Raw genomic sequence first — 25,418 nt, 5'->3', positions numbered from 1 at the left:
GACCGATGTCGCCCGGCGCGTTCCAGGGCGAAACGCCCGGTCAGGCGCTCCCGGCCGTCAGGTGTTCCCGGCGGTCACACCTGGGCGCGGACGAAGCGCGCCAGGCTCTCGACGCCGTCCGCGATCTGCTCCGTCGTCAGTGAGCTGATGGAGAGCCTGAGCCGCCGCTCGCCCCCGCCCCCCGGGTAGAACGGCGCCATCGGCGTCCAGAGCACCCCGTGGTCGCGGGCGCACCGCTCCATGGCCGCGTCGTCGGCGGTGAACGGCACGGTCAGCACCGCGAAGAAGCCGCCCTCCGGACGGTTCCACGCCAACCCCAGGCGCCGGCGCTCCGGTTCGGGGAACCGCCGTTCCAACTCCCCCAGCAGCGCCGTCATGTTGGCCGCGTAGTAGGCCGTCGCGCGGGCGTTGGCGGCGCGCAGCCGGCAGTCGTGGTGCAGCAGCATGCCGCCGATGACGGCCTGGCTCAGCGCCGGGGTGTTGACGGTCGTCATGCTCTTCAGCTTGGCGAGTTCGTCGGCGAGCAGCGAGCGGCGCCCGCCGGGCCCGGCCACCTCCTGGTCGGCGACCACATAGCCGAGCCGGGCGCCGGGGAAGCAGGTCTTGGCGAAGGAGCCGAGATAGACCACCTGGCGGCGGTGGTCGAGCGCCTTCAGGGTGGGCCGCTCGCCGGGGTCACGGGCGAAGAAGCCGTACGGGTTATCCTCGATCACCAGCAGCCCCTCGTCGGCGGCCGCGTCCAGCAGCCGGGCCCGGGCCGGGACAGGCATGCTGGTGCCCGAGGGGTTGGCGAAGTCGGGGACGACGTAGAGCGCGCGGGGCCGCCGCCCCCCGGCCCGGACGGCGGCCGCGGCGGCCCGGACGGCCTGCGGGTCGGGCCCGCCGTCCGGGCCCTCGGGCACCGGGACGGTGGTGAGGTCCAGCAGCCGGGCGGCGCCGGTGACGCCGACGTAGCAGGGCGAGCTGACCAGCAGCACGTCGTCCGGGGTGGCGCAGAGCGCGCGCAGGGTCAGCAGCATGCCCTCCTGCGCGCCGACGGTGAGCACCAGGGCCTCGGGGGCCACCGTGAGGCCCTCGTCGTTGGCCAGGGTGCGGGCGACCAGGTCGGCGACGATGCCCTTGGTGGGCCCGTACTGGAACAGGGCGGTGCGGACGGCGTCCCGGTCGAGGCCGCGGTCGGCCAGGTGGGCGAGGTAGGTGTCCAGATAGGTGTGGACGTCCTCGGGTTCGAAGAAGCCCTCGTAGGGGCGGCCGGGGGCGAAGGAGACCGCCCCGGGGTAGCGGGTGGTGACCTCGTTGAGGAAGGTCATCGCGTCCAGCAGCGGGTCCGAGAGGGAGGCGTGGAGCTCGCCGAGTGCCAGCGGCGGCGCGGCGCTCACCGCAGGGCCCCGCGCAGCCGCTCGGCGGCGTACCGCTGGGCCTCGCCGGCGGCGTCCAGGACGCCGGTCATGGCGAAGAATCCGTGCGGCACGCCCTCGTACCGGCGGGCCTCGACCGGGACGCCGGCCGCGCGCAGGGCCTCGGCGTACTGCTCGCCCTCGTCGCGCAGCGGGTCGTACTCGGCGGTGATCACGGTGGCGGGCGGCAGGCCGGCCAGGCTCGGGGCGCGCAGCGGGGAGGCGTGCGGGTGGTCGCCGTCGGCGGCGTCGGCGAGGTAGTGGCCCCAGTACCAGGCGACCGAGCGGCGGTTGAAGAGCAGCGGGTCGTCGTGCTCGCGCAGCGAGGCGGTGTCGGCGCGGTGGTCGGTGTTCGGGTAGACGAGCAGTTGGTGGCGGAGGGCCGGGCCGCCCTCGTCGCGGGCGAGCAGGGTGAGGGCGGCGGCGAGGTTGCCGCCCGCGCTGTCGCCGCCGACGGCGAGGCGTTCGGGGTCGATGCCGAGGTCGGCGGCGTGGTCGGCGAGCCAGCGGGCGGCGGCACGGCAGTCGTGGACGGCGGCCGGGAAGGGGTGTTCGGGGGCGAGGCGGTAGCCGACCGAGGCGGTGACGCAGCCGACGGCGTTGGTGAGGCGGCGGCAGATCGCGTCGCTGGTGTCGGGCGAGCCCAGGGTCCAGCCGCCGCCGAAGAGATAGAGGAGGGCGGGCAGCCTGCGGCCGGTGGGCTCGGGGCGGTAGAGCCGGAGGGCGAGCCGGCCGCCGTCGGGGCCGGGGACGCGGTGCTCCTCGACGGCGGCGACCGGTTCGGGGGTGCCGGCGGCGGCCCGGATGTCGGCGAGGTCGGCGGCTCGGGCCTCGGCCGGGGTGAGGGTGTAGAGCGGGGGCGTGCCGGCGCTCGCGCGGCGGTCGCGCAGCGCCTCGGCCTGGGGGTGCAGTGGCATGTGGTCATCCCATCGGGCTGGGGGGTCGAACGGCCTGCGCCGGGGCCGGGCTTGCGCACCGGGCCCCGGCGGTCGGCCTGAAGGGCGGGAGGTCGGGCCCCGGCGGACGATCGGCGAACGACCTCGCGGGCGGCGGGTCACCGCCCGGCGGGCATCCGGGGGACGGCCCGGCGGGCAGTGGCCGGTGTCCGCCGACGAACGTCGAACGGCCTTACGGGCAGCGGGTCGTGGCCTGTCGGGCAACCTGCGGACGGCCGCCCGGGCAGGGGTTCGGAGCCCGCCGGACGAGCGGGGGCCCGGCTCTCAGCGGTCGGCCTCGACGTAGACGGTCTCGTCCGTGCGGAACGCGGTGTCGAGGTCGGCGACGTCGGCGCGGACACCCTCCCGGTAGGCGCAGTGCCGGATCTGCCCGGGCTCGAAGCCGGCCAGGGTGAGCACGTGCCGCAGTTCGTCCAGGTCGTAGATCCACTGGTGGCCGTAGTAGCGGAAGATCTGGTTGACCAGGAAGGCCGGGCGCTGCGGCATCGGCGGGCCGAAGCCCATGGTGGTGAGCCGTCGGCGGTGCTTGGCGAGGAAGCCGGCGTCGGTGGTGTAGCCGGCCAGGTAGCGGGCCAGGTCGGGGGTGGTGATCCGCAGGACGCCGCCGGGGCGGAGCACCCGTCGGGCCTCGCGCAGCCAGCCGACCGCGACCGGCATGGTGACGTGCTCGATCAGGTGCTCGGCGTAGACCCAGTCCACGCTGGCGTCGGCGAAGGGCAGCGGTTCGGCGATGTCGAGCTGGGTGAACCAGCGGTCTCCGTCGACGCGGTAGAGGGTGCCGGGTTCGGTCGTGGTGCCGGGGGCCCGCAGGGCGGTGAGGTCGGTCCCGAGGCCGGCCGGGTGGGCGGTCCGGAAGGCGGCGAACTCGATTCCGGTGAGTCCGAGTTCGCGGAATCCCTCGTGATCGCGCGGAAGGCCGGTGGGGGCCGGTTCGAGCTTCTGACAGGTGGCGACCCCGGCGCTGAAGCCGTCTAGGCGGGCGGCGAGGCCGTCGGGGTCGTCCCAGTCCCAGCCGGGGAAGGCGTCCTGCTTCTTCATGGCGTCGGTCTTTCTGTGCGGGTGCGGGGCCCTGGTCCGGCGGGGCGGACGGGCGCGGCCCCGGCGCGGGGCCGGGGCCGGTTCGGGGTGCGGGCCGGGGCCGGTTCGGGGTGCGGGCCGGGCTGCTGGGCACAGGCCGGGCAGGTCCTGACGGGCCGGGCCCTACGACACGGGCCAGGGGGCGAGGGCGGTCCGGTTCAGCTCCGCGAGCCGGGGGCGCCCCAACAGGGCCATGGTGTGCTCCAGTTCGTCCCTCAGCAGGGTGAGGACACGGGCCACCCCGGCCTCTCCCCCGGTGGCGAGCCCCCACAGGACCGGGCGGCCGACCAGGACGGCGCGGGCTCCGAGGGCGAGCGCGACGGCGATGTCGGTGCCGCTGCGCACACCACCGTCGAGCAGGACCGGGAAGTCCGGCGGAAGGGCCTCCACGACCTCGGGGAGGGCGGCGAGGCCGGGCAGGGCGCCGTCCAGCTGGCGGCCGCCGTGGTTGGAGACCACGACCGCGTCGACGCCGTGCTCGGCGGCGAGCCTGGCGTCCTCGGCGGTCAGGATGCCCTTGAGGACCAGCGGCAGTCGGCTGCGCTCACGTATCCAGGCCAGATCGTCCCAGGTCAGAGTGGGGTCGAACTGCTCCCGGGCGTGGTCGGCGATGCCCGAGGAGCCGGCGTCGGCACGGTGGCTGGCGGCCATCAGGGCCGGGTCCAGGTTGACCGCGCGGATCTGCGGCGGGACGGCGAAGCCGTTGCGCAGGTCGCGCAGCCGGTGGCCGATCCGGGGGGCGTCCACGGTGAGCATCAGGGCGCCGAAGCCGGCCGCCTCGGCGCGTTCGATCAGCGCGGCGAGGGCGTCGCGGCGGCGCAGCCAGTACAGCTGGAGCCAGAGCGGGCCGGTGGCCGCGGCGGCGATCTCCTCCAGGGTGCGGCTGGCGAAGATCCCGGCGACGAGCAGCGCCCCGGCCCGGCCGGCCGCGCGGGCGGTGGCGGTCTCCCCCTCCGGATCGACCAGTCGGTGGTAGGCCATCGGGGCAATTCCGACCGGCAGTTCGAGCAGGCTTCCGAGCAGGGTCTGCGCGAGCGAGCAGACCGAGACGTCGACGAGCGTACGGGGCCGCAGTGCGTACCGGCCGAACATTTCCGGGTTCGCCGCCATGGTGCGTTCCGCACCGCTTCCACCTTCGATGAAGTCCCAAATTTCTGGGGGAAGTTCGGCGCGCGCAGCGCGCTCGATCCCGGCCAGCGTGAGTGGTCCCACGGGCATCCTCGTTCCCGGACGGCCGCGCTCGGACCTGTCCCGGAACGGGAGCGTAGGAGGTCCAGACCACATTGGTATAGACCTTGATTTGACCAATCGTCTGTGCAATCGTCTGGCAACGGAATTGGCCGTATTGGTTTGAACGGCGTCCATGTCAAATCTCCTCACTGCGTGGAGTGGCGTTGACCGGCATTTCCCTCTCTTCACCTCCGCCCTTCTCGCCCCCGCACACCGACGCCCCGGAACACTGGGCGGAACGGTTCCTGCTGGCCGGCCCCGGGGGCGAGGAGTGCCTTCGTTTCGGCACACCCCTCGACCGCGACGCCCTGCGCGCCCTGGTCGAGGGACAGGCCGAGCGGCTCTCCGCCGCCGGCCTGGGCCCCGGCGGGACGGTGGCCCTGCGGCTGCCGCCCTCCACCGCCTTCGTCGCCGTGCTGCTGGCCAGTTGGCGGCTGCGCGCCCAAGTGATCCTGCTGGACCACCGCCTGACGGACCATGAGATCGACCTGGCGGTCGAACGGCTGGCCCCACAGGTGCTGGTAGGGTCGGCACACCGGCCCTCGGGGTCGCTGCGCGGCTTCTCCGAGGTCGAGCCGCTGGCCGTCCGACTGTCGAACGGCCGGCCCGCCGGGACCGGGCACGCCCTGGTCCAGCTCAGCTCCGGGTCCACCGGCCCGGCCAAGGTGATCGCCCGCACCGCCAGCGATCTGATCCGCGAACTCGGCTGCTACCAGCAGCTGGTGGACTTTCCCGGCGAGGGCGAGCGGGTGGTGCTGCTCTCCTCGGTGGTGCACGTTCTCGGACTGGTCGGCGGGCTGCTCAACAGCCTGCACGCCCGCGCCCCGCTGACCGTGCCGGAACGGATGACGGCCGCGGGCATCCTCGCCACCGTCGCCGCCGACGACCGGCCCACCACGGTGATCGGCGTACCCTTCCACGCCGAACTGCTGTCCGGCACGGCCGCACCCCCGCCGCTGCCGCAGCTGCGCCGGATGATCGTGGCGGGCGAACTCGTCCGCCCGGGACTGCCGGACCTCTTCACCGCCCGCTACGGCGTGCCGCTGGGCACCATGTACGGGATGACCGAACTCGGCGTCATCGCGACCGATCTGACGGCCGGTCTGCACCCGGCGAAGGAGCCGGTCGCCGGGATGGAACTACGGATGGTGGAAGGAGAGTTGCAGATCCGGACGGCCGCCTCGCCGTATCCGGGGCTGGACGATCCGACCCGCTGGTCGGACGGCTGGCTGCACACCCGGGACGCCGCCGTGCTGGACCGGGCCACCGGGCGGGTCACCGTCCTCGGCCGCCGGGACTCCCAGGTCTCGATCGGCGGCCTGAAGGTGGACCTCACCGAGGTCGAGCAGACGCTCGCCGCCCTGCCCGGGGTCCGCGAGGCCGTCGTGGTCTTCGACGCGGGGGCCGTGGAGGCCTACCTCGCCGTCGAGGAGGGCGCCGACCCCGCCCTCGTCCAGGACGGACTCGCCGGGCGGCTCGCCGCCTACAAGCGGCCGCGCCGCCTCGCCTTCCTGCCCCTCCTCCCCCGTACCGCCACCGGGAAACTGCTGCGCGACCCCGCCGCCCTGCGCGACGCGGCCACCGCCGCGGTCCCGACCTGAGACCCGGCCCGTACCCGACCTTCCCCGACACCGCGCGCGCCGCACGCGCGCGAGCACAAGGAGCACACCATGCAGGACCGCATCCGCGAGTTCGTCCTCGCCGCACTGACCGAAATGCAGTACGACGTCTCCGAGGTGACCGGCGACACCGACCTCGGCCCGGCCGGACTCGACCTCGAGTCGCTCGCCCTGGCCGACCTGTCGGTGCAGGTCGAGGACGAGTTCGGGGTCAAGTTCGACCTCGACGAGATGGAGTCCACCGCGCTGATGACGCTCGACCAGTTCACCGCCGACATCGCCGCGCGGATCAACGCCACCACCGCCGCCGCCACCACCACCGCCACCGCGGGCAGCCCGGCGTGACCGGCACCGCACTCCCCGGCCGGGCCGAGGTCCTCGGCATGCTGGCGGCGTTCGGGCAGCGCACCGCCGACACCGTTCCCGAAGAGCTCGGATCGCTCGAACTGACGTGGCTGATAGCCGAGTTCGAGCAGCGCTACGGCATCGAGCTGGATCTCGACGACGAGCGGTTCGAGGCCGTCCGCACGGTCGACGCCGCCACCGAGCTGCTGCGCGAGGCCGTCCTCGCCGCCGCGCCCGCCGGAGCCGCGCAGCCATGACCGGCCACGCCCCGCCCGCCGTCCGGCCCGTGGTCACCGGGCTCGGCGTGCTCAGCGCCGTCGGCCGCGGGCTCGACGCGCTCGCCGAGGCGACCGCCCACGGCAAGGCCGCGTTCGGCCCGGTCACCCGGTTCGACGTGTCCCGGCGCCGGACCACCCGGGCCGCGCTGCTCGCCGAACCGGTGGCGCTCGCCGACGCCGTGCTCGACGTCACGGCCCAGGCCTGCCGGCAGGCCCGCCTGACCGCCGCGGACGGCGCAAAGATGCCCGTCCTGCTGGCCCTGCACAGCGATCTGCGGACCAGGGAGGTCACCGCGGCCGTCACCGCGGGGGCCGGAGCGGCCCTCGGGGTCCGGGGCGTCACCCGGGTCTACACCGGCGCCTGCGTCGCGGCCGGGACGGCGGTGGCCGACGCCGCCGCACTGGTCGCCGCCGGCCGGCACACCCGGGTCCTGGTGGCGGCCGGGCACCTGGTGGAGCCGGGCGTCTTCGGAGCCTTCGACGCCGGCCGGGCGCTGGCCCGCGACGGCGAGCTGCGCCCGTTCAGCGCCGGACGGACCGGCACCCTGCTCGGCGACGCGGCCGCCGCCGTGGTCGTCGAGGCCGGGCCCGCCGCCGAGCGGCGCGGCGCGCCCGTGCTCGCCCGGCTGGCCGGCTGGGGCCGGGCCGGCGACGCCCACCACGTCTGCCGCCCCGAACCGAACGGCGACGGGGCGGCGCGGGCCGTCGAGGCGGCACTCGCCCGGGCGGGCGCCGACCCGACGGAGGTCGGCTACGTCAACGCCAACGGCACCGGCTCGCCGCTCGCCGACCTGGCCGAGGCGCGCGCGCTGCGGCGGGTCTTCGGGGCGCATGCCGACCGGCTGCCGACGAGCTCCAGCAAGTCCGTCCACGGCCACGCCCTGGAGGCCTCCGCACTGCTCGAACTCGCCGTCACCATAGCGGCGTTGCGCGACGGCCTGCTGCCGGTGAACGCCGGCTGGCTCGGCCCGGACCCGGACCCGGACGTCGGCCTCGACCTGGTCCTGGACGGCCCGCGCGCCGCTCGCCCCCGCTACGCGCTCAGCCTCAACTCCGCCTTCGGCGGCGCCAACACCGCACTTCTGGTGGCCGCCGGATGAACGGACCCCGCATCCTCGCCGAGGGCCGCTGGCCCGACCCGGAGCTGCCCGGCGGACTCCCCCCGCTGCCCGGCTTCTCCGCCTCCTCGTTCAGCCCGCTGGTGGCCGAGGCCGCCGAGCGCTGTCTCCGTGCCCACCACGGCGCCGACGCACCGGCCCCCGGCCGCACCGCCCTGCTGCTCGCCAGCAGCGGCGGCGACCGGGCCACCGCGCGGGCCATCGACACCGCCGCCGCCTCCGGGCAGCGGGTGCCGCCCCTGCTGTTCTTCCAGTCCAACCCCAACGCCGTACTCGGGCACATCGCCGCCCGCTGGGGCCTGACCGGCCCCGTCGTGGCGATCAGCCCCGCCGAGGCCGTACCCGGGCACGTCCCGCAGGACGCGCTCGACCTGGCGGCGCTGCTGCTCGCGGACGGCGACGCCGACCAGGTCCTCGTCATCGCCGCCGAGCAGGCGGACGACGACGGCCGCCCCGACCGGGCCGTGGCCCTGCTGGTCGCCGCCGGCTGACCCCCCGGCCGCCCCGGCCGGACACCTCCGCGCCCTTCGAGCACCCCGCACGGAGCGCGCCCCACCGCGCCCACCCACCGCCATCGGGCGGACGGCCCCACCCGCCGCGCGCCGCCGCAGCACACCCAGCACCATCGGAGGATCCACCACCGTGAGCATCCGCAGTATCCGCACCCTTCTGGCGGACGACCCGGACGTCGGCGCCGGCAACGTACTGACCAGCCGCATGGCGCTCGGCCTCGGCCTGGACGAGCCGCTGCTGGCCTTCGACACCCCGGTGGACGGCCACGCCGCCTGGCACCCCTTCACCCTGCGGGAACTCGACCGCGCCGTCCGGGCCCGGGCCGCGGCCCTGCACTCCCTCGGCATCACCCGCCGCGACCCGGTGGTGGTGTACGCGACCGACGCCGCCGACCACGTCCTGGCCTTCCTCGCCCTCACCCGGCTCGGTGCCATCCCCGCGCTGCTCAACCCCAACGTGGACGGCGAGCGGGCCGCCCGCTACATCGGCCGGCTCGGCGCGGCCGGCGTCCTCGCCGACGGCCCGCACCTCGCCGCCCTCGCCGGCCACGACACCGGCACCCCCGTGCTTCCCGAGATCGGCACGCTCGGCGCGGGCGACCCGGACGCCGCCCCGGCGCCCTACCGCCACTGGTCCGGCGACCCGGTGGCGATCACCCACTCGTCCGGCACCACCGGCATGCCCAAGGCCGTGGTGCACTCGCACGCGAGCCTGTACGCGGCGATCCGCCACCGGCTGCGGATGCCCCGCCCGCAGGGCCAGGAGCGGATGCTCAGCGCGCTGCCCGCGCCGCACGCCGCCACCCTGATCGCGGTCAACCTGGCGCTCAGCTCGCACACCGAACTCGCCCTGCTGTCGAAGCAGTCCGGCACCGGAGTGCTGGACGCGATCGAGCGCCGCCGGCCGACCGGGGTGATCGGCTTCGCCGCCACCTGGGCCGAGCTCGCCCACCACGACCTCAGCGAGCGGCACCTGGACTCCGTCGCGCTCTGGTGGAACACCGGCGACTGCGCGCACGAGGTGCACATCCGCCGGCTGATCGCCGCGGGCAGCCGGGAGACCGTCACCCGCCAGGGCCGGGTGCGCGCCCCCGGATCGCTGTTCGTGGACGGCCTCGGCTCCACCGAGATGGGCCACTCCCACTTCTTCATCACCCACGGCCCCGGCACCGAGCGCTACGGCCGGTGCGTCGGCCGCCCGCACGCCTTCGTGGACTGCGAGGTGGTCGGCCCGGACGGCGAGCCGCTCGGCCCCGGCGAGGTCGGCGAACTGGCCACCACCTCCCCCACCCTGGCGCTCGGCTACTGGAACGACTCGGCCACCACCTTCCGCACCCGGCTCCGCGGCCGCTTCCTCACCGGCGACCTGATGTACCGGGACGAGGAGGGCTACTACTACCACGTCGACCGCGCCGTGGACTCGATCGAACTCGGCGGCGGCAAGCGGCTGTTCACCGCGATGTCGGAGGAGCGGGTACTGGCCCGCTGCCCGGACGTGGCGGACTGCACGGTGGTCGCCGTCCGGGACGGCGACCGGGTCGTCACCGACGTGCTGCTGATCCTGGCGGCCGACGCCGACCCGCGGACCGACCGGACGAAGGAGGTCACCGCCGCCCTCGACGAGGCCACCGCCGCGACCGTCCGGCAGGTCCTGGTCGTGGCGGGCGACGACATCCCGCTCGGCCCGACCGGCAAGGTCCGCAAGGTGCTGCTCCGGCAGCGCTACCTGGACTCGGCGGGCGCCCGATGAGCCCGGCCGGCGGGCGCCCCGCCGCCGTCATCACCGGCATCGGCCTGGTCACCCCGCTGGGCCGCAAGCCCGCCGAGGTGTTCGACGCGCTGACCGCCGGCCGCTCCGGCATCCGGGCCCTGCCCGAGGGCCACGCCGCGCACGGCTGGCTGACCGCCGCCGGGCTCGCCCCCGCCGTGGACGGCCGCGAGGTGCTGCCACCGACCGAGACCCGCTGCGTGGACCGCTTCGTGCTGCTCGCCCTCGCCGCCGCCGACGACGCGCTCGCCGACGCCGGCCTGGTGGTCGGCCGGGACGCCGACCCGCACCGCACCGCCGTCGTCCTCGCCACCGGCGGCGGCGGGCTGGAGACCTTCGAGCAGCAGTCGCACCGGCGGCTGGAACGCGGCCGGCCCGGCGTCAGCCCGTACCTGCTGCCCGGCATGCTCTCCAACATGGCCACCGCCCGGATCGCCATCAAGCACGGTATCCGGGGCTACAGTTCGGCGATCGTGACGGCCTGCGCGGCCGGCGCCCAGGCCGTCGCCGAGGGGCTTCGGCTGATCCGGGCCGGGGACGCGGACGTGGTGGTGTGTGGCGGCAGCGAGTCCTCACTGCACCCGACCATCGCCGCCGCTTTCACCAACGCCCGTGCGCTGTCGAGTGGTTGGGACGACCCGGAGCAGGCGAGCCGGCCGTTCGACGCCCGCCGCAACGGCTTCGTGCTCGGCGAGGGCAGCACCGTGCTGGTCCTGGAACGCGCCGAGCACGCGGACGCGCGCGGGGCGGCCGGCTACGCCGACCTGACCGGCTGGGGCGCCTCCACCGACGCCCACCACCCGACCATGCCGCGCCCGGACGGCGCGGGCGCCGCCGACGCGATGCGCTCCGCACTCGCCAACGCGGGCCTGTCCCCCGCCGACATCGGCTACGTCAACGCGCACGGCACCGGCACCAAACTGGGCGACGTCGCCGAGACGGCCGCGCTGCGCTCCGTCTTCGGCGGGGACGGGCCCGCCGTCAGCTCCACCAAGGGCGCGACCGGCCATCTGCTGGGTGCCGCCGGAGCCCTGGAGGCCGTGGTCACCGCGCTGGCGGTGGCCCGGGGGACGCTGCCGCCCACGGTGAACCTCACCGACCCCGACCCCGCCTGCGATCTCGACCACGTCCGGGGCGCGGCCCGGTCCGCACCGCCGCGCCCCGCGCTGAGCAACGCCTTCGCCTTCGGCGGCCACAACCTCAGCCTGATCTTCGGCCCGGCGTCCACCCGGGCCACCAAGTAGCGCTCCGCCCACCGTCTTTTCCGTACGTCCGGGGAGAACCGTTGTCCATCCAGACCATCACCCATGTCGAGTACCACTGCGCGGACGCCGACAAGACCGCCGCCGGCCTCTGCGCCGACTTCGGTTTCACGGCCGAGGAGTTCACGCCCGAAACCTCCACGCCCGGGGCGTCCGGGCCCGACGAACCCACCGGGCAGCCGGAACCCGGGCTGCGGGTCGTGTGGCTGCGCCAGGGCGGCATCCGGCTGTCCCTCGCCTCGGCCGCCGACCCCGACCACCCGGTGGCCCGGTTCGCGGCCCGGCACGGGGACGGCGTCGCCGTGCTCGCGCTCGGCTGCACCGACCCGCAGGCCGCGCTGGAGCGGGCGGAGCGGCACGGCGCCCGGGTGCTCGACCGGGCCGGCGGGCTGGTCGCCGGCTTCGGCGACGTGGCCCTGCGGTTCACCGCCACGACCGCCACGAGCACCACCGCGACCCCCGCCGGAGCCGCCGACGAGGGCGGCGAGGGCGGCCCGAAGGACCTGCTGGACGCGCTCGACCATGTCGCGATCTGCGTCCCGGCCGGCGAACTCGGCCCCGCCGTACAGTTCTGCGAGGCCGCGCTGGGCCTGCACCGGATCTTCGGCGAGTACATCGAGGTCGGCGAGCAGGCCATGGACTCCAGCGTGGTGCAGAGCGTCTCCGGCGACGTCACCTTCACCCTGCTCGAACCCGACACCACCCGCCGGCCCGGCCAGATCGACGAGTTCCTGGACGCCAACGAGGGCGCCGGCGTCCAGCACCTGGCCTTCCGCACCGCCGACATCGCCACCGCCGTCCGGACCGCCCGCGGCCGCGGCGTGGAGTTCCTCACCACCCCGGGCGCCTACTACGACGCCCTGGCCGAGCGCCTCGGCTCGACCGCCATCCCGATCGAGACCCTGCGCGAGCTCGACGTCCTGGTGGACCAGGACCACGGCGGACAGCTGTTCCAGATCTTCGTCCGCTCGACGCACCCGCGGCGGACGCACTTCCTGGAGCTGATCGAGCGCCAGGGCGCGGGCACCTTCGGCACCGCCAACATCAAGGCCCTGTACGAGGCCGTCGAGCGGCAGAAGTCCACCGCCGCCGCCTGACCGGACCACCCCGCCCCGCCGAAACCCACCCTCGCCCTCTCCCCGAGGAGGCCCACCCCATGACCACCGCAACCGAGTTCCGGCTCACCGACGCCGAACGCGCCATGCTGCCCACCCCCGAGGAGGTGGCCGGCTACCTCGAACACGGCTGGTACCTCTCCCGCCGGCTGTTCAGCGACGAGGAGCTGGACACCCTCCAGGCCGCCACCGAGAAGTACTACGAGGGCCACCGCGACCGCACCCTGGCGGTCCGCCCGCCCAACCTCGCCTCCTGGGAGCCCGCCCACGGGCCGATCCAGCGGCACAACGACTACGTGCACTACGAGAGCGACGCCATCGGCTCGATCCTGCGCAAGCCGCTGCTCGGCGCCGTCGCCGCGCTGCTCGCCGAGGCCGAGGAGATCCGGGTCTTCCAGGCCACCCTGATCTACAAGCCGCCGGTGCCCGGGGAGCCCAGCAACCAGGTGCCCTGGCACTTCGACAGGCACTACTGGCAGACCTCGACCTCCGACCGGATGCTGACCGCCTTCCTCCCGTTCCACGACTGCGGGGAGGAGAACGGCACCATCACCATGGTCGACGGCAGCCACCGCTGGCGCGAGCTGGACTCCGGCGAGGACTCCACCCGCCACTTCGCCCAGCGCTCCCGCGCCGAGCTGGAGGACATCCTGGCCGCCAACGCCGCCCACAACGGGCAGCAGGTGCGCAAGGTCCCGATGGTGATCCCGCGCGGGCACGTCAGCTTCCACCACTGCCGCACCTACCACGGCAGCGGCGCCAACCTCTCCACCGCGCCGCGCCGGGCGGTCTCGCTGCACCTCCAGGACGGCGCCAACGAGTACCGCCGGCACGAGAAGGCGGACGGCAGCCCGGTGGTCTACAACCACGACGTGGTGGTCCGGCGCACCGCCGACGGCCGGCCCGACTACGCCGACCCGGACATCTGCCCCACCGTCTGGCGGGGAGAGACCGGGTGACGACACCGCTCGACACGCCGGAGCGGCGGTACCGGATGCTGCGGCTGATCCGCGACTTCGAGGAACTGGCGCTCACCCTGGTCAGGTCCGGGGTGATCACCGGCGGCATCCACCCGTACATCGGGCAGGAGGCGGTCGCGGTCGGCGTCTGCTCCGCGCTGGGCGACGGCGACCGGCTCACCAGCACCCACCGCGGTCACGGCCACGTCCTCGCCCGGGGTGCCGACCCGCGCCGGCTGCTCGCCGAACTCGCGGGCCGGGTCGACGGGTTGAACCAGGGCCGGGGCGGCTCGATGCACGCCGCCGACCTCTCGCTGGGCATCCTGGGCGCCAACGGCATCGTCGGCGCGGGCGCGCCGATCGCCGTCGGCGCCGCCTGGGCCGCCCGGCAGGCCGGCGAGGACCGGGTCGCGGTCGCGTTCTTCGGGGACGGCGCGCTCAACCAGGGCGTCCTGCTGGAGTCGCTCAACCTGGCCGCGATGTGGCGGCTGCCGGTCGTCTTCGTCTGCGAGAACAACGGCTACGCCACCACGCTGCCCGCCGCCACCGCGGTGGCGGGCAGCGCCCTCGGCCGGGCCGCCGCCTTCGGCATCCCGGCCGCCGAGGTCGACGGCATGGACACCGAGGCCGTCCGGTCGGCCGCCGAGGAGGCCGTCGGGCGGGCCCGGGCCGGCGGCGGCCCCGCCTTCCTGGAGTGCCGCACCTACCGATTCGAGGGCCACCACACCATGGAGCGCCGGATGAAGCTGCGCTACCGCACCCCGGAGGAGGTGGCCGGCTGGCGGGCCCGCGACCCGCTGCTCCGGGCGGCCGAGGCCATCGGCGCGGCCCGCGGCGAAGCACTGGACGCCGAGGTGGCGGCCGAGCTGGCCGAGGCCGAGCGGTTCGCCCTCGCCTCCGAACATCCCGACCCCGCGGGCGCGTTGGACCACCTGTACGCCGACGGGACCAGGCCGCGGGCGGGGGCGGTGGCATGAGCCGGCTCTCCTACACCAAGGCGCTCAACCGGGCACTCGCCGACGAACTGGCCGCCGATCCCTCGGTCTGCCTGTTCGGCGAGGACATCGGCGCCGGGCTGGCCGGGCCGACGCTCGGCCTGCTGGACCGCTTCGGGCCGGACCGGGTGGTGGACACCCCGCTGTCCGAACAGGCCTTCACCGCCATGGCGGTCGGCGCGGCACTCGCCGGGCGGCGGCCGGTGCTGGAGTTCCAGATCCCCTCGCTGCTCTTTCTGGTCTTCGAGCAGCTCGTCAACCAGGCCCACAAGTTCTCGCTGATGAGCGGCGGCCAGGCGAGCGTCCCGCTGACCTGCCTGGTGCCCGGTTCCGGCTCCCGGGACGGCTGGGCCGGCCAGCACTCCGACCACCCGTACAGCCTGTTCGCGCACGCCGGGGTGAAGACCGTGGTGCCCGCCACCCCCACCGACGCCTACGGCCTGCTGCGCTCGGCCGTCCAGGACCCGGACCCGGTCGTGGTGTTCGCGCCCGCCGCGGCGCTGCCCGTCCGGGAGAACGTCACCTGGGAGCTGGCCCCCGTCCCGCTCGGCTCGGCCCGGGTGCACCGCACCGGGACGGACGTCACCGTGGTCGCCGTCGGCCACCTGGTGCACGACGCGCTGGCGGTCGCGCAGGAGGTCGCCGACGACATCTCCGTCGAGGTCCTCGACCCGCGCACCCTCCACCCCTTCGACTGGCCGGCGCTCGCCGCCTCCCTGGAACGCACCGGCCGGCTGGTGGTCGTCGACGACTCCAACCGGAGCTGCGGCATCGGCGCCGAGGTACTGGCCACCGCCGCCGAGGAGATGCGCCTGATCGCCCCGCCCCGGCGGATCACCCGCCCCGACGGAACCGTCCTGCCCTTCGCCCCCGCACTCGACCGCGCCCTCCAGCCGGGCCGGGAGCAGCTGCGCCACGCCCTGTACGCCGTCATGAAGTAGCCACCCCGGCACGGCCCTTACCACCACCCCGCCCCAAGGAGTCTCCATGTCCACCAACCGCTACCACTGGGACCGTTCGCACCCCGGCCTGACCGGCCTCCAGCAGGCCATCGACCCGCTGCGCCGCGAGGTCGTCGGGCACACCGTCTACGGCGGGCTGAACAGCGTCGAGCGCGTCCGCACCTTCCTGGACCGGCACGTCTTCGCCGTCTGGGACTTCATGTCGCTGCTGAAGAGCCTGCAGCGCGAGCTGACCTGCGTCGACGTGCCGTGGGTTCCGAACGGGCCGACCGCGAGCCGTCGGCTGATCAACGACATCGTGCTGGTGGAGGAGAGCGACGAACTCGGCGAGGGCTTCACCAGCCACTTCGAGCTGTACGTCGAGGGCATGCGGCAGGCCGGCGCCGACCCGAAGCCGGTCGAGGCCTTCCTGGAGCTGCTCCGCTCGGGCACCGCGGTGCCCGAGGCGCTGAAGACCGCCGGGGTGCCGCAGGCCGCCGTCGACTTCACCGCGACCACCTGGGAGATCATCGAGAACGCGCCGGTGCACTGCCGCGCGGCGGCCTTCGCCTTCGGCCGCGAGGACCTCATCCCGGACATGTTCGCGCAGGTCATCAAGATCGAGGACCCGGACGGCGGGCTGACCGTCTTCAAGGACTACCTGGCCCGGCACATCGAGGTGGACGGCGAGCAGCACACCCCGATGGCGATGCAGATGCTGATCGACCTCTGCGGCGACGACACCGCCAAGTGGGAGGCCTGCGCCGAGACCGTGCGCACCGCGCTGCGGGCCCGGGTCCGGCTGTGGACGGCGATCGAGGAGGCGTTCCCGGCCTGATCCCGGGGCACGGACGGGAGGGGGGCGGCCGGCCGGCCGCCCCCCTTCCCGTCTGCCAGGTACCGCTCCCTCAGAGCACCTTGGGAACGGTGGCGGCCAGCGGCGGCAGCACGTCCGCCGGGTCGCGGAAGCGGTGCAGCGCCGCCCGCCCCTCGGCGCCGCGCAGCCGGGCGGCGAGCCGCGCCGGCAGCACCACCGTGGTGAGGAAACCGGTGCCGTGGAAGCCCTCGACCGTCCAGGAGACCCACGGCAGCGGGTAGTTGGCGGCCGGGCTGAAGAACACCGGCCGCTGGCCCTGGAACCGCAGCTCGTACGCGCCGAAGCGGCTCCAGTTGGAGAAGCTGAAGCGCCGCCGCTGCGGGTCGAAGCCGAGCGGCATGCAGTCGCGCAGCCGGGCCCGGCCGATCGCCTCCAGGAAGCCGAGGTTGGCGCGCAGGTTGAGGTGCCCGGTGGCGAAGTCGTCCAGCGCCGCCCGGAGTGCGCCCGCGAGCGCCGCGGGCCCGTCCTGCGGGGTCTGCGGCAGGTGGACCTCGCTGAGCAGGTTGCCCACCAGGGCGGGTGGCAGGCCCAGCCAGCGGCGCGCGTCGACCGGCACGGTCAGCCAGCGCTGTTCCCGGTCGTCGTCCAACTCCCGCAGGACGCTGGTGACATGGGCACAGAGGACATCGCCCGAGGAGAGCCGGCGCCCGGCCTTCGCGGTGAAGTCCTCGCGCATCCGGGCGATTTCGGCGTCACCGAAGTACAGCTGGACGGTCCGGTTGGCCCGTGGCCCGCTCGCCACCTCGCGGGCCAGCTGGGCGGCCTCCTCCGGCCCGGGCAGCCGGAAGCCGGGCCGGCCACAGTCCTCGGCGGGCAGCACCTTCTCCAGCAACGCGTCCTGGTCCTCGACCAGTTCGGCCTCCGGCAGCTCCTCCCCCTCCACCGCGGCGGACCAGGCGCGCAGCAGCAGCATGAAGCTCTGCAGGTCCCCGATCGCGTGGTGCCAGGAGCAGCCCAGCACCGTGCCGCCGCCCGAGGGCCGGGTGATCCGGACGGTGAGCAGCGGCAGACCGCCCGCCCGCGCGGCCGGGGCGTCCACCGGGTCGACGAGCTGCGCGCCGACCGAGGTGACCCGGCCCATCGCCTCCGCGAGCGTGCCGTCCACCTGGTAACTGTCCATCGGCACACCGGAGTCGTCGCAGACGGCGGTCAGCTCCTCCCCGTCCGTGCGGAGCCGGCCGGCGAACACCGGCACCCGGTCGAGGGCCCGCGCCAGCCCGGCGGCGAGCCGGTCCTCGTCCAGGGTCTGCTCGAAGAAGAGGACCACCGAGACCGAGAGGTCGGCCAGCATGGTGTCCATCAGCCCGCAGCGCAGTACCGTTCCCGGGGCCCGGCCGGCCCTGACGGTCCGGGAATCGCGCAACTGGGGCCAGACGCTCATGTTCCATCCCGGAGGGTTCGCGGGGAGTCGTGCACGTCACCCCGAACGGCAGGGCCGCACTCCGATACGGCGGGGCGGCACCCCGAACGATAGGGCAGTGGCCGGTCACTGATCCAGTGGTCCAGTCCAATTCATTGGCGCCGGCGGGGAACCGGACCGGCCCCGGCGGCCCGGCGGCGATAGAATCCGAGCTATGGGAGAGGGCGCAGGCGTGCCCACCGCGCCGCCGATGGTTCTCGTCACCGACAGGGACTCGCAGCTGATCGACCCCGGCCGGGCGTACCACGTCGGCCGCGACCCGACCAGCGAGATCGTCCTCGACGACCCCCGGGTCTCCTGGCACCACGCCGTGCTGCGGGCGGCCGACGGGCACTGGCTGCTGGAGGACGTCGGCAGCACCAACGGCACCTTCGCCGACGGCCGCCGGGTCCGGCAGGAGGACGTCGGCCCGGGCACCCGGCTGCGGTTCGGCAGCCAGGCGGACGGCCCGTCCGCCACTCTCACGGGCCTGCCCGCGCCGAAGCCGGGCGACCGGCCGTCCCTGGTCGCCCCGGCGGCGTCCGGTGTCTTCCGGCGGCCGAGCGCCGTACTGCGGCTGCCCGACCGGACGGTGCAGATCGGCCGGGCGGACGACAACGACCTCGTCCTGGACGACCTGGTGGTCTCCCGCCACCACGCGGAGCTGCGCGCCCGGCCCGACGGCGGTCACGAGATCGTCGACCTGACCAGCCACAACGGCACCTACGTCAACGGCCGGGCGGTCGAGCGCTCCCCCGTCGGCCCGGCCGACATCATCGGTGTCGGGCACTCGGTGCTCTGCCTGGCCGGCGACGAACTCGTCGAGTACACCGACACCGGCGAGATCTCGCTCAACATCCAGGGCCTGGTCGTCCGGGTCGGCGCCGAACGGCGGGTGCTGCTGGACGACGTGAGCTTCCCGCTCGCCGAGAAGGCGCTGCTCGCGGTGGCCGGCCCCAGCGGCGCGGGCAAGTCCACCCTGCTCAACGCCCTGACCGGGCTGCGCCCGGCCGACGAGGGCACCGTCCTCTACGACGGGCGCGACCTGTACCGGGACTACGCGGAACTGCGCCGCCGGATCGGCCTGGTGCCCCAGGACGACATCCTGCACACCCAGCTCACCGTCCGCCGTGCCCTCTCCTACGCGGCCGAACTGCGCTTCCCCGGCGACACCGACAAGCGCGAGCGGGAGGCCAGGGTCGACGAGGTGATCCACGAACTCGGTCTGGACCGCCGGGCCGACCTGGTCGTCTCGCGGCTCTCCGGCGGCCAGCGCAAACGCGTCAGCGTCGCCCTGGAGCTGCTGACCAGACCGTCGCTGCTCTTTCTCGACGAACCCACCTCCGGCCTCGACCCGGGCATGGAGCGTTCAGTGATGCAGATGCTGCGCGGCCTCGCCGACGACGGCCGCACGGTGGTCGTGGTCACCCACAGCGTGCTCAGCCTGGACGTCTGCGACCGGCTGCTGGTGCTCGCCCCCGGCGGCCGCACCGCGTACTACGGCCCGCCCGGCGAGGCGCTGCCGTTCTTCGGCTTCACCGAGTGGCCCGAGGCGTTCGAGGCGTTCGAGAGCGAGGACCACGAGGCCTGGCAGCGCCGCTTCCGCGAATCCCCGCAGTACGAGCGGTACGTGACCGCCGAGGCGCTGCCCGCCGTCCACCCCGGGCCCCGGACCCCGGCGGAGGGGGCGGCGGCCGGTCCGGAGCAGCCGCAGGGCTGGTTCTCCCAGCTCGGCACGCTCGTCCGCCGCTACACCGCCGTGCTCGCCGCCGACCGGCTCTTCCTGACCGTGATGACCGCGCTGCCGTTCCTCATCGGCGTGATGTGCCGGGCCATGGCGGGTACCCGGCTGACCTCGGACAACGCCCTCAACTGCCTGCTCACGCTCTGCATCGGCGGCCTGCTCACCGGCTCGGCCAACGCGGTGCGCGAGCTGGTCAAGGAGCGGCCGATCTACCAGCGGGAACGGGTGGTCGGGCTGTCCAGATCCGCGTACCTGGTCTCCAAGGTGGTGGTGCTCGGCACCGTCACCGTCGTCCAGGCGGCCGTCCTGACCGTCGTCGGCCTGGCCGGGGTCACGCTCACCACGGCCGTACCGGACGGGGTGCTGATGCCGCCGCTGCCCGAGCTGATCCTGGCCGTCGCGATGCTCTCCTTCTGCGCCATGATGCTCGGCCTGCTGGTCTCGGCCGCCGTCCGCAAGGAGGAGGCCACCATGCCGCTGCTGGTGCTCCTCTCGGTGGTGCAGATCGTGTTCAGTGGCGCCATGCTGAAGCTGCACGGGGTGCCAGGCCTGGAACAGTTCGCCTGGCTGGTGCCCTCCCGCTGGGGCCTGGCCGCGATGGCCAGGACCATCGACCTGCACACGATCCTGCCGACCGCCATCACCGCCGACCCGATGTTCCGCCACGACGGCGCCGGCTGGCTGCTCTCCATGGGCATGCTGGTCGCGCTCTCGGTGGTCCTGGGCGTGGCCGTGCTCGCCCTGTTGCGCCGGCAGGAGCCCGCGATCATGCGCGGGTAGACCGCCCCGGAGCCCGCGAGGGCAGCCGGGGGAACCGCCGAGCCAGGAGCCGAGGAAACCGCCACCCATGGACGAGTTCGCGTTCCGCCCCACCCACGTCGCCCCGCCGGACGGGATGGCCACCTGGGCGGCCCCGGACCCGGCACAGCCGTCGGTCCGGCTGGATCCGCTGCTGCCGGTGCGGCTGGTCGGCCGCCAGGGCTACTGGGCGCACGTGCTGTGCTCCAACGGCTGGTCCGCCTGGGTGGACGGCCGGCTGCTGGTCAGTCTCCCGAACACACCGCCCGCCGCCACCGGGCCGCCCGCCCGGACCGCCGACCCGCGCCCGGCGCTCGCCGAGGCCGAGGGCGCGCTGGCCCGCTACCGGGGCCTGCTGGAGGAGCTCGCCGCCGGGGACGCGGACCTGGAGGTCTTCCGGGAGCGCGCCCGGGGTCTGCGGATCGGGCTGGTCATCGACGGCGAGGAGCTCTGGCTGTTCGACCCGGCGCGCGACCGCTGGTGCTACTGCGACGGGCTCCAGCTCCAGACGTACGCCGCCACCGACCGGCCCGCCGGGCCGGTGCCCGGCTCGTACCAGCGCACCCGGACCGGTGAACCGTGACCCCGCCGGAGCGGCCCCGCGACGAGGACCTCCCGCCGGAACAGCCCGACGGCGACGACGCGGCGCTGGACCTGCCGTCGGGCATGGTCGGCCGGCGGGTGGCGGGCTACCGGCTGGAGTCGGAGATCGGGCGGGGCGGCATGGCGGTCGTCTACCGGGCGAAGGACCTGCGGCTCGGCCGGACGGTCGCGGTGAAGCTGCTGGCACCCGAACTGGCCCGCAACGAGGTGTTCCGGCAGCGGTTCATCCACGAGTCCGAGGCCGCCGCCGCGATCGACCACCCGCACATCATCCCGGTGTTCGAGGCGGGCGAGACCGACGGCATCCTGTTCATCGCGATGCGCTACGTCGAGGGCGGCGACCTGCGGGCCCTGATCGACCGGAGCGAGCCGTTCACGGTCAGGCGAGCGGCCCGGCTGGCCCTGCAGATCGCCTCCGCCCTGGACGCCGCGCACGACCACGACCTGGTCCACCGGGACGTCAAGCCCGGCAACGTGCTGGTCGCCGCCGGCACGGACAGCGAACACCCCGTACACCTCTACCTGGCCGACTTCGGCCTCACCAAGAAGTCGCTCTCGCTCAGCGGGCTGACCGGCGTCGGCCAGATCGTCGGCACCCTGGACTACGCGGCGCCCGAACAGATCACCGGACGGCCGCTGGACGGCCGGTGCGACCAGTACAGCCTGGGCTGCGTGGTGTTCGAGATGCTGGCCGGGGCGCCGCCGTTCCGCCGGGAGAGCGATGTCGCCCTGCTCTGGGCCCACCTCAACGACCCGCCGCCCACCCTGCGCGAACACCGCCCCGACCTGCCCACCGCCGTCGACGCCGTACTGGCCCGGGCGCTCGCCAAGGCCCCCGAGGAGCGGTACACCAGCTGTCTGCGGTTCGTCGCCGAACTCCGCGCGGCCGGTGCGGTGGCCGCCGGGCCCGCACCGACCGGCCAGTGGCGGTCGACCGGCCCGCCGACCCGGGTCGTACCGCCGCACGACGCGGCCGCCGCCCCTCACTCACCCGCTCCTCACTCGCCCGCGCCCCGCTCGCCCGTCCCCCGTTCGCCCGGCCCCCGTTCGCCCGCCGTGCCGGAGCCCCCGGCCTGGGCCTCACCGGTGGTCCACCCGCCGCGACGGTGGCCCGGACCCTAGCCCGGTCCGCTTGTCCGGGCCGCTATCCCGGCGGGACCGGGCCGTTCACCGCCGGCTGCCCCGTCTCGACCTCACCGCGCCTACCCACATGAGCCGCCAGCAGGCCCCCCAGCCAGCCGGTGACCAGCCCCCAGCCGGCCGCCAGCGGCACCGCCACCCAGAGGTCGGGGCGCAGCGCCAGGGTGCCGCCGCCCAGCCCGGCCAGGGGATTGCCGCCGCCGAGAACGGCGCCGAGCAGGTCGCCGAGGCCGCCCTCGCCGACGCCCACGCCCAGCACCGAGAGGCCGTAGTCGGCCGAGACCCGCGACCAGACGCCGACCAGCAGCACGGTGACGGCCGCCGCCACGCCGAGCCGTACCGCGTGCTGCCAGAGCCGGACGCCGCGCGGCGAGCGGTAGGCCGCGAGGAAGCCCGCCGCCAGCAGCAGGACGGCGGCCAGCGGCAGCAGCCACCAGGCGCGGGCGTCGTGGTCGGCGAGCGTGCCGAGGCCGACGGTGGCGTCCTGTCCGTTCGGCGCCCGCAGCACCTCGGCCAGCGCGTTCGGCACCGGCAGGCCGACCGCGCCGACGAGGTGCCCGTGCCACTCGGCGCCGAGCCCGACCCCGAAGGCGAGCCAGACCAGGTTGGGCAGCGCCAGCAGGACGACGGCCATGGTCTCGCGCGCGTTGCCGTGCACGACGGCCGTCACGGCGCCGGCCACCACCCCGATCACCACATACGCCAGCAGGACCAGCAGCATCGCGAACGCGGCCGGCCGGACCGCCTGCTGGAACGGCACCAGGCCGCGTGGCAGCGGCGCCCGGCGGGACACCGCGAAGGCCGCCGCCAGCACCACCAGCAGCCAGAGCAGCCCGAGACCGACGGTGCTCGGCGGGTCCGCGTGGAAGCCGACCTCGGGGGTCAGGCCCAGGGCGCCGCCGAGAACATCGGCGAGGCCGCCGCCCAACGGGACCACGAAGGTGTGCCGGGCACCGAGGGTGAGCAGCACCAGCGCCACCACCCAGAGCACCGCCGTACGGGCCACCCGGCCGAGCAGTTCCCCTCCCCCGGCGACCGCCCGGAAGCGCAGCTGGCGCAGGAACACCTCGGCCATCACCAGCGCGCCGACCAGGCCGACGGAGAGCGGCATGGCGGTGATCCCGGCATCGACCTTGGCGAAGAAGCCCGCGCCGCCGTCCAGTTGGACGGAACCGCCGACCGCGAGGGCCAGCGTGCCGGCCAGCACGGAGGGGAATCCACCGTCCGGAAGGCCGTTGGCGCCCGCCAGCCAGAGACCGAGCGCGGCCACCGCCGCCATCGCGGCGAGTCCGGCGACCACCACGGCCAAGGCGTCCAGCCAGCCCCGCAGGGCGCCGGGCGGGCCGGGCGGCACGGGGTGCGGCTCCTGGTGCATGCGGGCTCCTGGTGGACTCGGGTGCCCCCCTCGCGTCTGACTCCAGATTCACCCAGGAGCGGCCGCCGCGCGCTGCACACCCTCGGAGACCCGCTGTTGCGGGGGTTGGGAAGCCGGGCAGAAATGGAAGCCAGTGGCAGGAGCTTCCTGTGCCGGCCGTGTTCGCCGGCCGCCTGCGAAACGGAGCCTCGATGAGTGCCCAACCACCCCCGCCCGGCCCCCCAGCAGGCCCGCCGCCGGGGCCGTCGCCGGGCCCGCCGCCCAGCCCTCCCTCCGGCCCGCCGTCCGGGCCCCCGGCGTCCGGGCCACCGTCCGACGGCGGCGCGGGCCCGCCGACCGCTCCCCCGTCCGGCCCCTCGGGCCCTCCAGGACCGGGGGCGCCGGGTGGGCCTGGCGGGCCTGGCGGTGCTTCCCGCGGGCCCCGGACGCCCTGGTGGCGCTCGGGGCGGAAGCTGACGCTGGTCGCCGGCGCAGTGGTGCTGGCGGCGGTGGCCACGGTGCTGATCGTCAGCAACCAGCACAACGATGCCGTCCCGACCGCCAACGAGGTCGCGCTCCAGCAGCCCTCCGATCCGGGTCAGGCCCCGTTCACCCAGTCGGTGGAAACGGCCGGCGTGACGGCCCCGGCACCCGCGTCCCCGCCGGCCCAGCCGACCGATCGGCCCAGCGGGACCCGGACCACCGCCGCACCGGCGGCGGGCATCCACAGCGTGGAGGGGACGTCCCCCGGGCTCTACGCGGGGTCGATGTCCAAGCCGAGCTGCGACGTGGAGCGCCTGATCACCATGACGTCCTCCGGGGACGTCGGCCGCGCCTGGGCCTCCGCGCAGGGCATCAGCCAGTCCGCCATCCCGGGCTATCTGCGCTCGCTGACCTCGGCCTACCTGCGGGTGGACACCCGGGTGACCAACCACGGTTACAAGAGCGGCGCCGTGACCGGCTACCAGTCCGTGCTGCAGGCCGGCACCGCCGTCCTGGTGGACGCCCAGGGCGTGCCGCGGGTGCGGTGCGCCTGCGGCAACCCGCTCAAGCCCCCGGTGCTGGTGAGCGACGCCGAGTACACCGGCAAGGCCTGGCCTGGCTTCCGGCCGACCACACTGGTCGTCGTGGTGCCGGCGCCCCAGCCGGTGACGGAGATCGTGCTGGTGAACGTCGACACGGGCACCTTCTTCGCCCGGGCCACCGGGCGGGTCGAGGTGATCGACCGGCCCGTTCCGGGGCCCAGCGGGCCGCTGGCGGTGGGCATTCCGCCGGCCGCGCCGATGAAGCCGTCGTCGCCCTCGGCGTCCGTCTCCGGGGCCACCTCGGCTTCGACCTCTGCCTCGTCCCCGGGCGCGTCGTCCGGCTCTTACTCGGGCTCGTCGTCCGGCTCGTCGTCGGCTTCGACCTCTGAAGCAACCTCCTCCTCCGGGCCTTCGTCCGGCTCGGCCTCGGCGTCGAGCTCGTCCGGTAAGCCGTCCGGGCCGTCCTCGGCGCCGGGCACCTCCTCGGGCGGGTCCTCGCCCACGTCGTCCACCTCGTCGGCGCCCGAATCGTCCGGGCCGTCGTCCACCCCTGGGTCGTCCGGGCCTCCGTCGGCACCGAGGCCGTCCGGCCCGTCCTCCGCGACCGGCGCGCCGTCCACCGCGACGACCGCGACGAATCCGGCGACCGGCCCGACCACGGTCCTGCCCCCGACCGGCACCGCCGCCCCGGGCCGTTCACCGAGCTGACCGGTCGAACCGTCCCCACGCCACCATTTAAGTTGGATTATCAAACTCGCCAGGCTAGGGTGAGTTTCAGATTCCAACCAACCGGCGACGAGGGGACGACGAGCGTGCACAGTCCACCGGCGGAGACCTCCGCCGCAGACCGGCCCCGACCGGCCCGTCCGCACCCTGGGCACCCCCGTCGCCCCGTCGCCCACCAGC

22 protein-coding genes are annotated in these 25,418 nt (G+C 74.9%); 16 read left to right on the top strand and 6 right to left on the bottom strand.

Going from position 1 to position 25,418, the window contains the following annotated elements; translation table 11 throughout:
• Nucleotides 1–74: 74 nt before the first annotated feature.
• The 4 genes from ACIP82_RS20285 to ACIP82_RS20270 all read right to left on the bottom strand — a co-directional run bounded on the left by ACIP82_RS20285 (nucleotide 75) and on the right by ACIP82_RS20270 (nucleotide 4,648).
• Nucleotides 75–1,379 (bottom strand): PLP-dependent aminotransferase family protein, encoded by a 1,305-nt coding sequence (locus ACIP82_RS20285; protein WP_400654871.1) that lies wholly within the window; start codon nucleotides 1,377–1,379, stop codon nucleotides 75–77.
• Complete coding sequence (locus ACIP82_RS20280; protein ID WP_363610173.1) at nucleotides 1,376–2,314, bottom strand: alpha/beta hydrolase; 939 nt, start codon at nucleotides 2,312–2,314, stop codon at nucleotides 1,376–1,378. Before ACIP82_RS20280 ends, ACIP82_RS20285 begins: the two co-directional genes overlap by 4 nt.
• A 303-nt stretch (nucleotides 2,315–2,617) precedes the next feature.
• Nucleotides 2,618–3,391 carry a class I SAM-dependent methyltransferase gene (locus tag ACIP82_RS20275; protein ID WP_400654869.1) on the bottom strand — a complete coding sequence of 258 codons (774 nt, stop codon included), beginning with the start codon at nucleotides 3,389–3,391 and terminating at the stop codon, nucleotides 2,618–2,620.
• A 162-nt stretch (nucleotides 3,392–3,553) separates the two neighbouring features.
• Nucleotides 3,554–4,648 carry an alpha-hydroxy acid oxidase gene (locus ACIP82_RS20270; protein ID WP_400654867.1) on the bottom strand — a complete coding sequence of 365 codons (1,095 nt, stop codon included), beginning with the start codon at nucleotides 4,646–4,648 and terminating at the stop codon, nucleotides 3,554–3,556.
• Between the two features lie 170 nt (nucleotides 4,649–4,818).
• On the opposite strand from ACIP82_RS20270, the gene ACIP82_RS20265 reads away from it, so the two are divergent.
• The 12 genes from ACIP82_RS20265 to ACIP82_RS20210 all read left to right on the top strand — a co-directional run bounded on the left by ACIP82_RS20265 (nucleotide 4,819) and on the right by ACIP82_RS20210 (nucleotide 16,410).
• Nucleotides 4,819–6,261 (top strand): class I adenylate-forming enzyme family protein, encoded by a 1,443-nt coding sequence (locus tag ACIP82_RS20265; protein WP_400654865.1) that lies wholly within the window; start codon nucleotides 4,819–4,821, stop codon nucleotides 6,259–6,261.
• A gap of 69 nt (nucleotides 6,262–6,330) precedes the next feature.
• Complete coding sequence (locus ACIP82_RS20260; RefSeq protein ID WP_400654863.1) at nucleotides 6,331–6,624, top strand: acyl carrier protein; 294 nt, start codon at nucleotides 6,331–6,333, stop codon at nucleotides 6,622–6,624.
• Nucleotides 6,621–6,881: an acyl carrier protein gene (locus ACIP82_RS20255; RefSeq protein ID WP_363610183.1), complete on the top strand. Its 261-nt coding sequence runs from the start codon at nucleotides 6,621–6,623 to the stop codon at nucleotides 6,879–6,881. The genes ACIP82_RS20260 and ACIP82_RS20255 overlap by 4 nt, the downstream gene beginning before the upstream one ends.
• On the top strand, nucleotides 6,878–8,002 hold the full coding sequence (locus ACIP82_RS20250; RefSeq protein ID WP_400654859.1) for a beta-ketoacyl synthase N-terminal-like domain-containing protein: 1,125 nt from the start codon (nucleotides 6,878–6,880) through the stop codon (nucleotides 8,000–8,002). The genes ACIP82_RS20255 and ACIP82_RS20250 overlap by 4 nt, the downstream gene beginning before the upstream one ends.
• The gene (locus ACIP82_RS20245) at nucleotides 7,999–8,511 is read left to right on the top strand and encodes a beta-ketoacyl synthase N-terminal-like domain-containing protein (protein WP_363610187.1); all 513 of its coding nucleotides are present in this window, start codon (nucleotides 7,999–8,001) and stop codon (nucleotides 8,509–8,511) included. The genes ACIP82_RS20250 and ACIP82_RS20245 overlap by 4 nt, the downstream gene beginning before the upstream one ends.
• Before the next feature lie 151 nt (nucleotides 8,512–8,662).
• Nucleotides 8,663–10,282 (top strand): class I adenylate-forming enzyme family protein, encoded by a 1,620-nt coding sequence (locus ACIP82_RS20240; RefSeq protein WP_400654857.1) that lies wholly within the window; start codon nucleotides 8,663–8,665, stop codon nucleotides 10,280–10,282.
• Entirely contained in the window at nucleotides 10,279–11,544 is a 1,266-nt protein-coding gene (locus ACIP82_RS20235; protein WP_400654855.1) for a beta-ketoacyl-[acyl-carrier-protein] synthase family protein, read from the top strand. The genes ACIP82_RS20240 and ACIP82_RS20235 overlap by 4 nt, the downstream gene beginning before the upstream one ends.
• Nucleotides 11,545–11,585: 41 nt before the next feature.
• Nucleotides 11,586–12,659, top strand: coding sequence for a 4-hydroxyphenylpyruvate dioxygenase (gene hppD / locus ACIP82_RS20230; protein WP_400654853.1), 1,074 nt, complete (start codon nucleotides 11,586–11,588; stop codon nucleotides 12,657–12,659).
• 59 nt (nucleotides 12,660–12,718) lie between these two features.
• Entirely contained in the window at nucleotides 12,719–13,636 is a 918-nt protein-coding gene (locus ACIP82_RS20225) for a phytanoyl-CoA dioxygenase family protein (protein ID WP_400654851.1), read from the top strand.
• Nucleotides 13,633–14,613 (top strand): thiamine pyrophosphate-dependent dehydrogenase E1 component subunit alpha, encoded by a 981-nt coding sequence (locus ACIP82_RS20220; RefSeq protein ID WP_400654849.1) that lies wholly within the window; start codon nucleotides 13,633–13,635, stop codon nucleotides 14,611–14,613. Before ACIP82_RS20225 ends, ACIP82_RS20220 begins: the two co-directional genes overlap by 4 nt.
• Nucleotides 14,610–15,572, top strand: a complete 963-nt coding sequence (locus ACIP82_RS20215) for a transketolase C-terminal domain-containing protein (protein ID WP_363610199.1) — start codon at nucleotides 14,610–14,612, stop codon at nucleotides 15,570–15,572. The genes ACIP82_RS20220 and ACIP82_RS20215 overlap by 4 nt, the downstream gene beginning before the upstream one ends.
• A gap of 46 nt (nucleotides 15,573–15,618) precedes the next feature.
• Nucleotides 15,619–16,410, top strand: a complete 792-nt coding sequence (locus ACIP82_RS20210; protein ID WP_363610201.1) for a DUF3050 domain-containing protein — start codon at nucleotides 15,619–15,621, stop codon at nucleotides 16,408–16,410.
• Between the two features lie 70 nt (nucleotides 16,411–16,480).
• Here the strand turns inward: ACIP82_RS20210 and ACIP82_RS20205 are convergent, their stop codons facing one another.
• Nucleotides 16,481–17,830, bottom strand: coding sequence for an acyltransferase (locus tag ACIP82_RS20205; RefSeq protein ID WP_400654846.1), 1,350 nt, complete (start codon nucleotides 17,828–17,830; stop codon nucleotides 16,481–16,483).
• 193 nt (nucleotides 17,831–18,023) lie between these two features.
• Between ACIP82_RS20205 and ACIP82_RS20200 the strand changes: the two genes are divergently transcribed.
• From ACIP82_RS20200 to ACIP82_RS20190, 3 genes are all read left to right on the top strand, one after another.
• Nucleotides 18,024–20,372, top strand: a complete 2,349-nt coding sequence (locus ACIP82_RS20200; RefSeq protein WP_400654843.1) for an FHA domain-containing protein — start codon at nucleotides 18,024–18,026, stop codon at nucleotides 20,370–20,372.
• A 67-nt stretch (nucleotides 20,373–20,439) separates the two neighbouring features.
• The gene (locus ACIP82_RS20195) at nucleotides 20,440–20,973 is read left to right on the top strand and encodes a hypothetical protein (protein ID WP_363610207.1); all 534 of its coding nucleotides are present in this window, start codon (nucleotides 20,440–20,442) and stop codon (nucleotides 20,971–20,973) included.
• An 83-nt stretch (nucleotides 20,974–21,056) separates the two neighbouring features.
• On the top strand, nucleotides 21,057–22,115 hold the full coding sequence (locus tag ACIP82_RS20190; protein ID WP_400655050.1) for a serine/threonine-protein kinase: 1,059 nt from the start codon (nucleotides 21,057–21,059) through the stop codon (nucleotides 22,113–22,115).
• A gap of 22 nt (nucleotides 22,116–22,137) precedes the next feature.
• Here the strand turns inward: ACIP82_RS20190 and ACIP82_RS20185 are convergent, their stop codons facing one another.
• Complete coding sequence (locus ACIP82_RS20185; protein ID WP_400654840.1) at nucleotides 22,138–23,508, bottom strand: streptophobe family protein; 1,371 nt, start codon at nucleotides 23,506–23,508, stop codon at nucleotides 22,138–22,140.
• Between the two features lie 488 nt (nucleotides 23,509–23,996).
• Here ACIP82_RS20185 and ACIP82_RS20180 point away from each other — a divergent pair, with 488 nt between their 5' ends.
• Nucleotides 23,997–25,220, top strand: coding sequence for a DUF6777 domain-containing protein (locus ACIP82_RS20180; RefSeq protein ID WP_400654838.1), 1,224 nt, complete (start codon nucleotides 23,997–23,999; stop codon nucleotides 25,218–25,220).
• The last annotated feature ends 198 nt before the right edge of the window (nucleotides 25,221–25,418 follow it).

Origin of the sequence: Kitasatospora sp. NPDC088548 (assembly GCF_044753005.1) — a bacterium.
Classification (GTDB): Bacteria; Actinomycetota; Actinomycetes; order Streptomycetales; family Streptomycetaceae; genus Kitasatospora.
The sequence above is the reverse complement of the archived record's forward strand: the minus strand, read 5'-3'. Positions and strand labels throughout refer to the sequence as shown.

Coding starts and splice junctions, on each gene's coding strand:
- ACIP82_RS20280 (WP_363610173.1), bottom strand. CDS start 2,314: ATGCCACTGCACCCCCAGGCCGAGGCGCTGCGCGACCGCCGCGCGAGC.
- ACIP82_RS20275 (WP_400654869.1), bottom strand. CDS start 3,391: ATGAAGAAGCAGGACGCCTTCCCCGGCTGGGACTGGGACGACCCCGAC.
- ACIP82_RS20270 (WP_400654867.1), bottom strand. CDS start 4,648: ATGCCCGTGGGACCACTCACGCTGGCCGGGATCGAGCGCGCTGCGCGC.
- ACIP82_RS20260 (WP_400654863.1), top strand. CDS start 6,331: ATGCAGGACCGCATCCGCGAGTTCGTCCTCGCCGCACTGACCGAAATG.
- ACIP82_RS20250 (WP_400654859.1), top strand. CDS start 6,878: ATGACCGGCCACGCCCCGCCCGCCGTCCGGCCCGTGGTCACCGGGCTC.
- ACIP82_RS20245 (WP_363610187.1), top strand. CDS start 7,999: ATGAACGGACCCCGCATCCTCGCCGAGGGCCGCTGGCCCGACCCGGAG.
- ACIP82_RS20235 (WP_400654855.1), top strand. CDS start 10,279: ATGAGCCCGGCCGGCGGGCGCCCCGCCGCCGTCATCACCGGCATCGGC.
- ACIP82_RS20225 (WP_400654851.1), top strand. CDS start 12,719: ATGACCACCGCAACCGAGTTCCGGCTCACCGACGCCGAACGCGCCATG.
- ACIP82_RS20215 (WP_363610199.1), top strand. CDS start 14,610: ATGAGCCGGCTCTCCTACACCAAGGCGCTCAACCGGGCACTCGCCGAC.
- ACIP82_RS20210 (WP_363610201.1), top strand. CDS start 15,619: ATGTCCACCAACCGCTACCACTGGGACCGTTCGCACCCCGGCCTGACC.
- ACIP82_RS20205 (WP_400654846.1), bottom strand. CDS start 17,830: ATGAGCGTCTGGCCCCAGTTGCGCGATTCCCGGACCGTCAGGGCCGGC.
- ACIP82_RS20200 (WP_400654843.1), top strand. CDS start 18,024: ATGGGAGAGGGCGCAGGCGTGCCCACCGCGCCGCCGATGGTTCTCGTC.
- ACIP82_RS20195 (WP_363610207.1), top strand. CDS start 20,440: ATGGACGAGTTCGCGTTCCGCCCCACCCACGTCGCCCCGCCGGACGGG.
- ACIP82_RS20190 (WP_400655050.1), top strand. CDS start 21,057: ATGGTCGGCCGGCGGGTGGCGGGCTACCGGCTGGAGTCGGAGATCGGG.
- ACIP82_RS20185 (WP_400654840.1), bottom strand. CDS start 23,508: ATGCACCAGGAGCCGCACCCCGTGCCGCCCGGCCCGCCCGGCGCCCTG.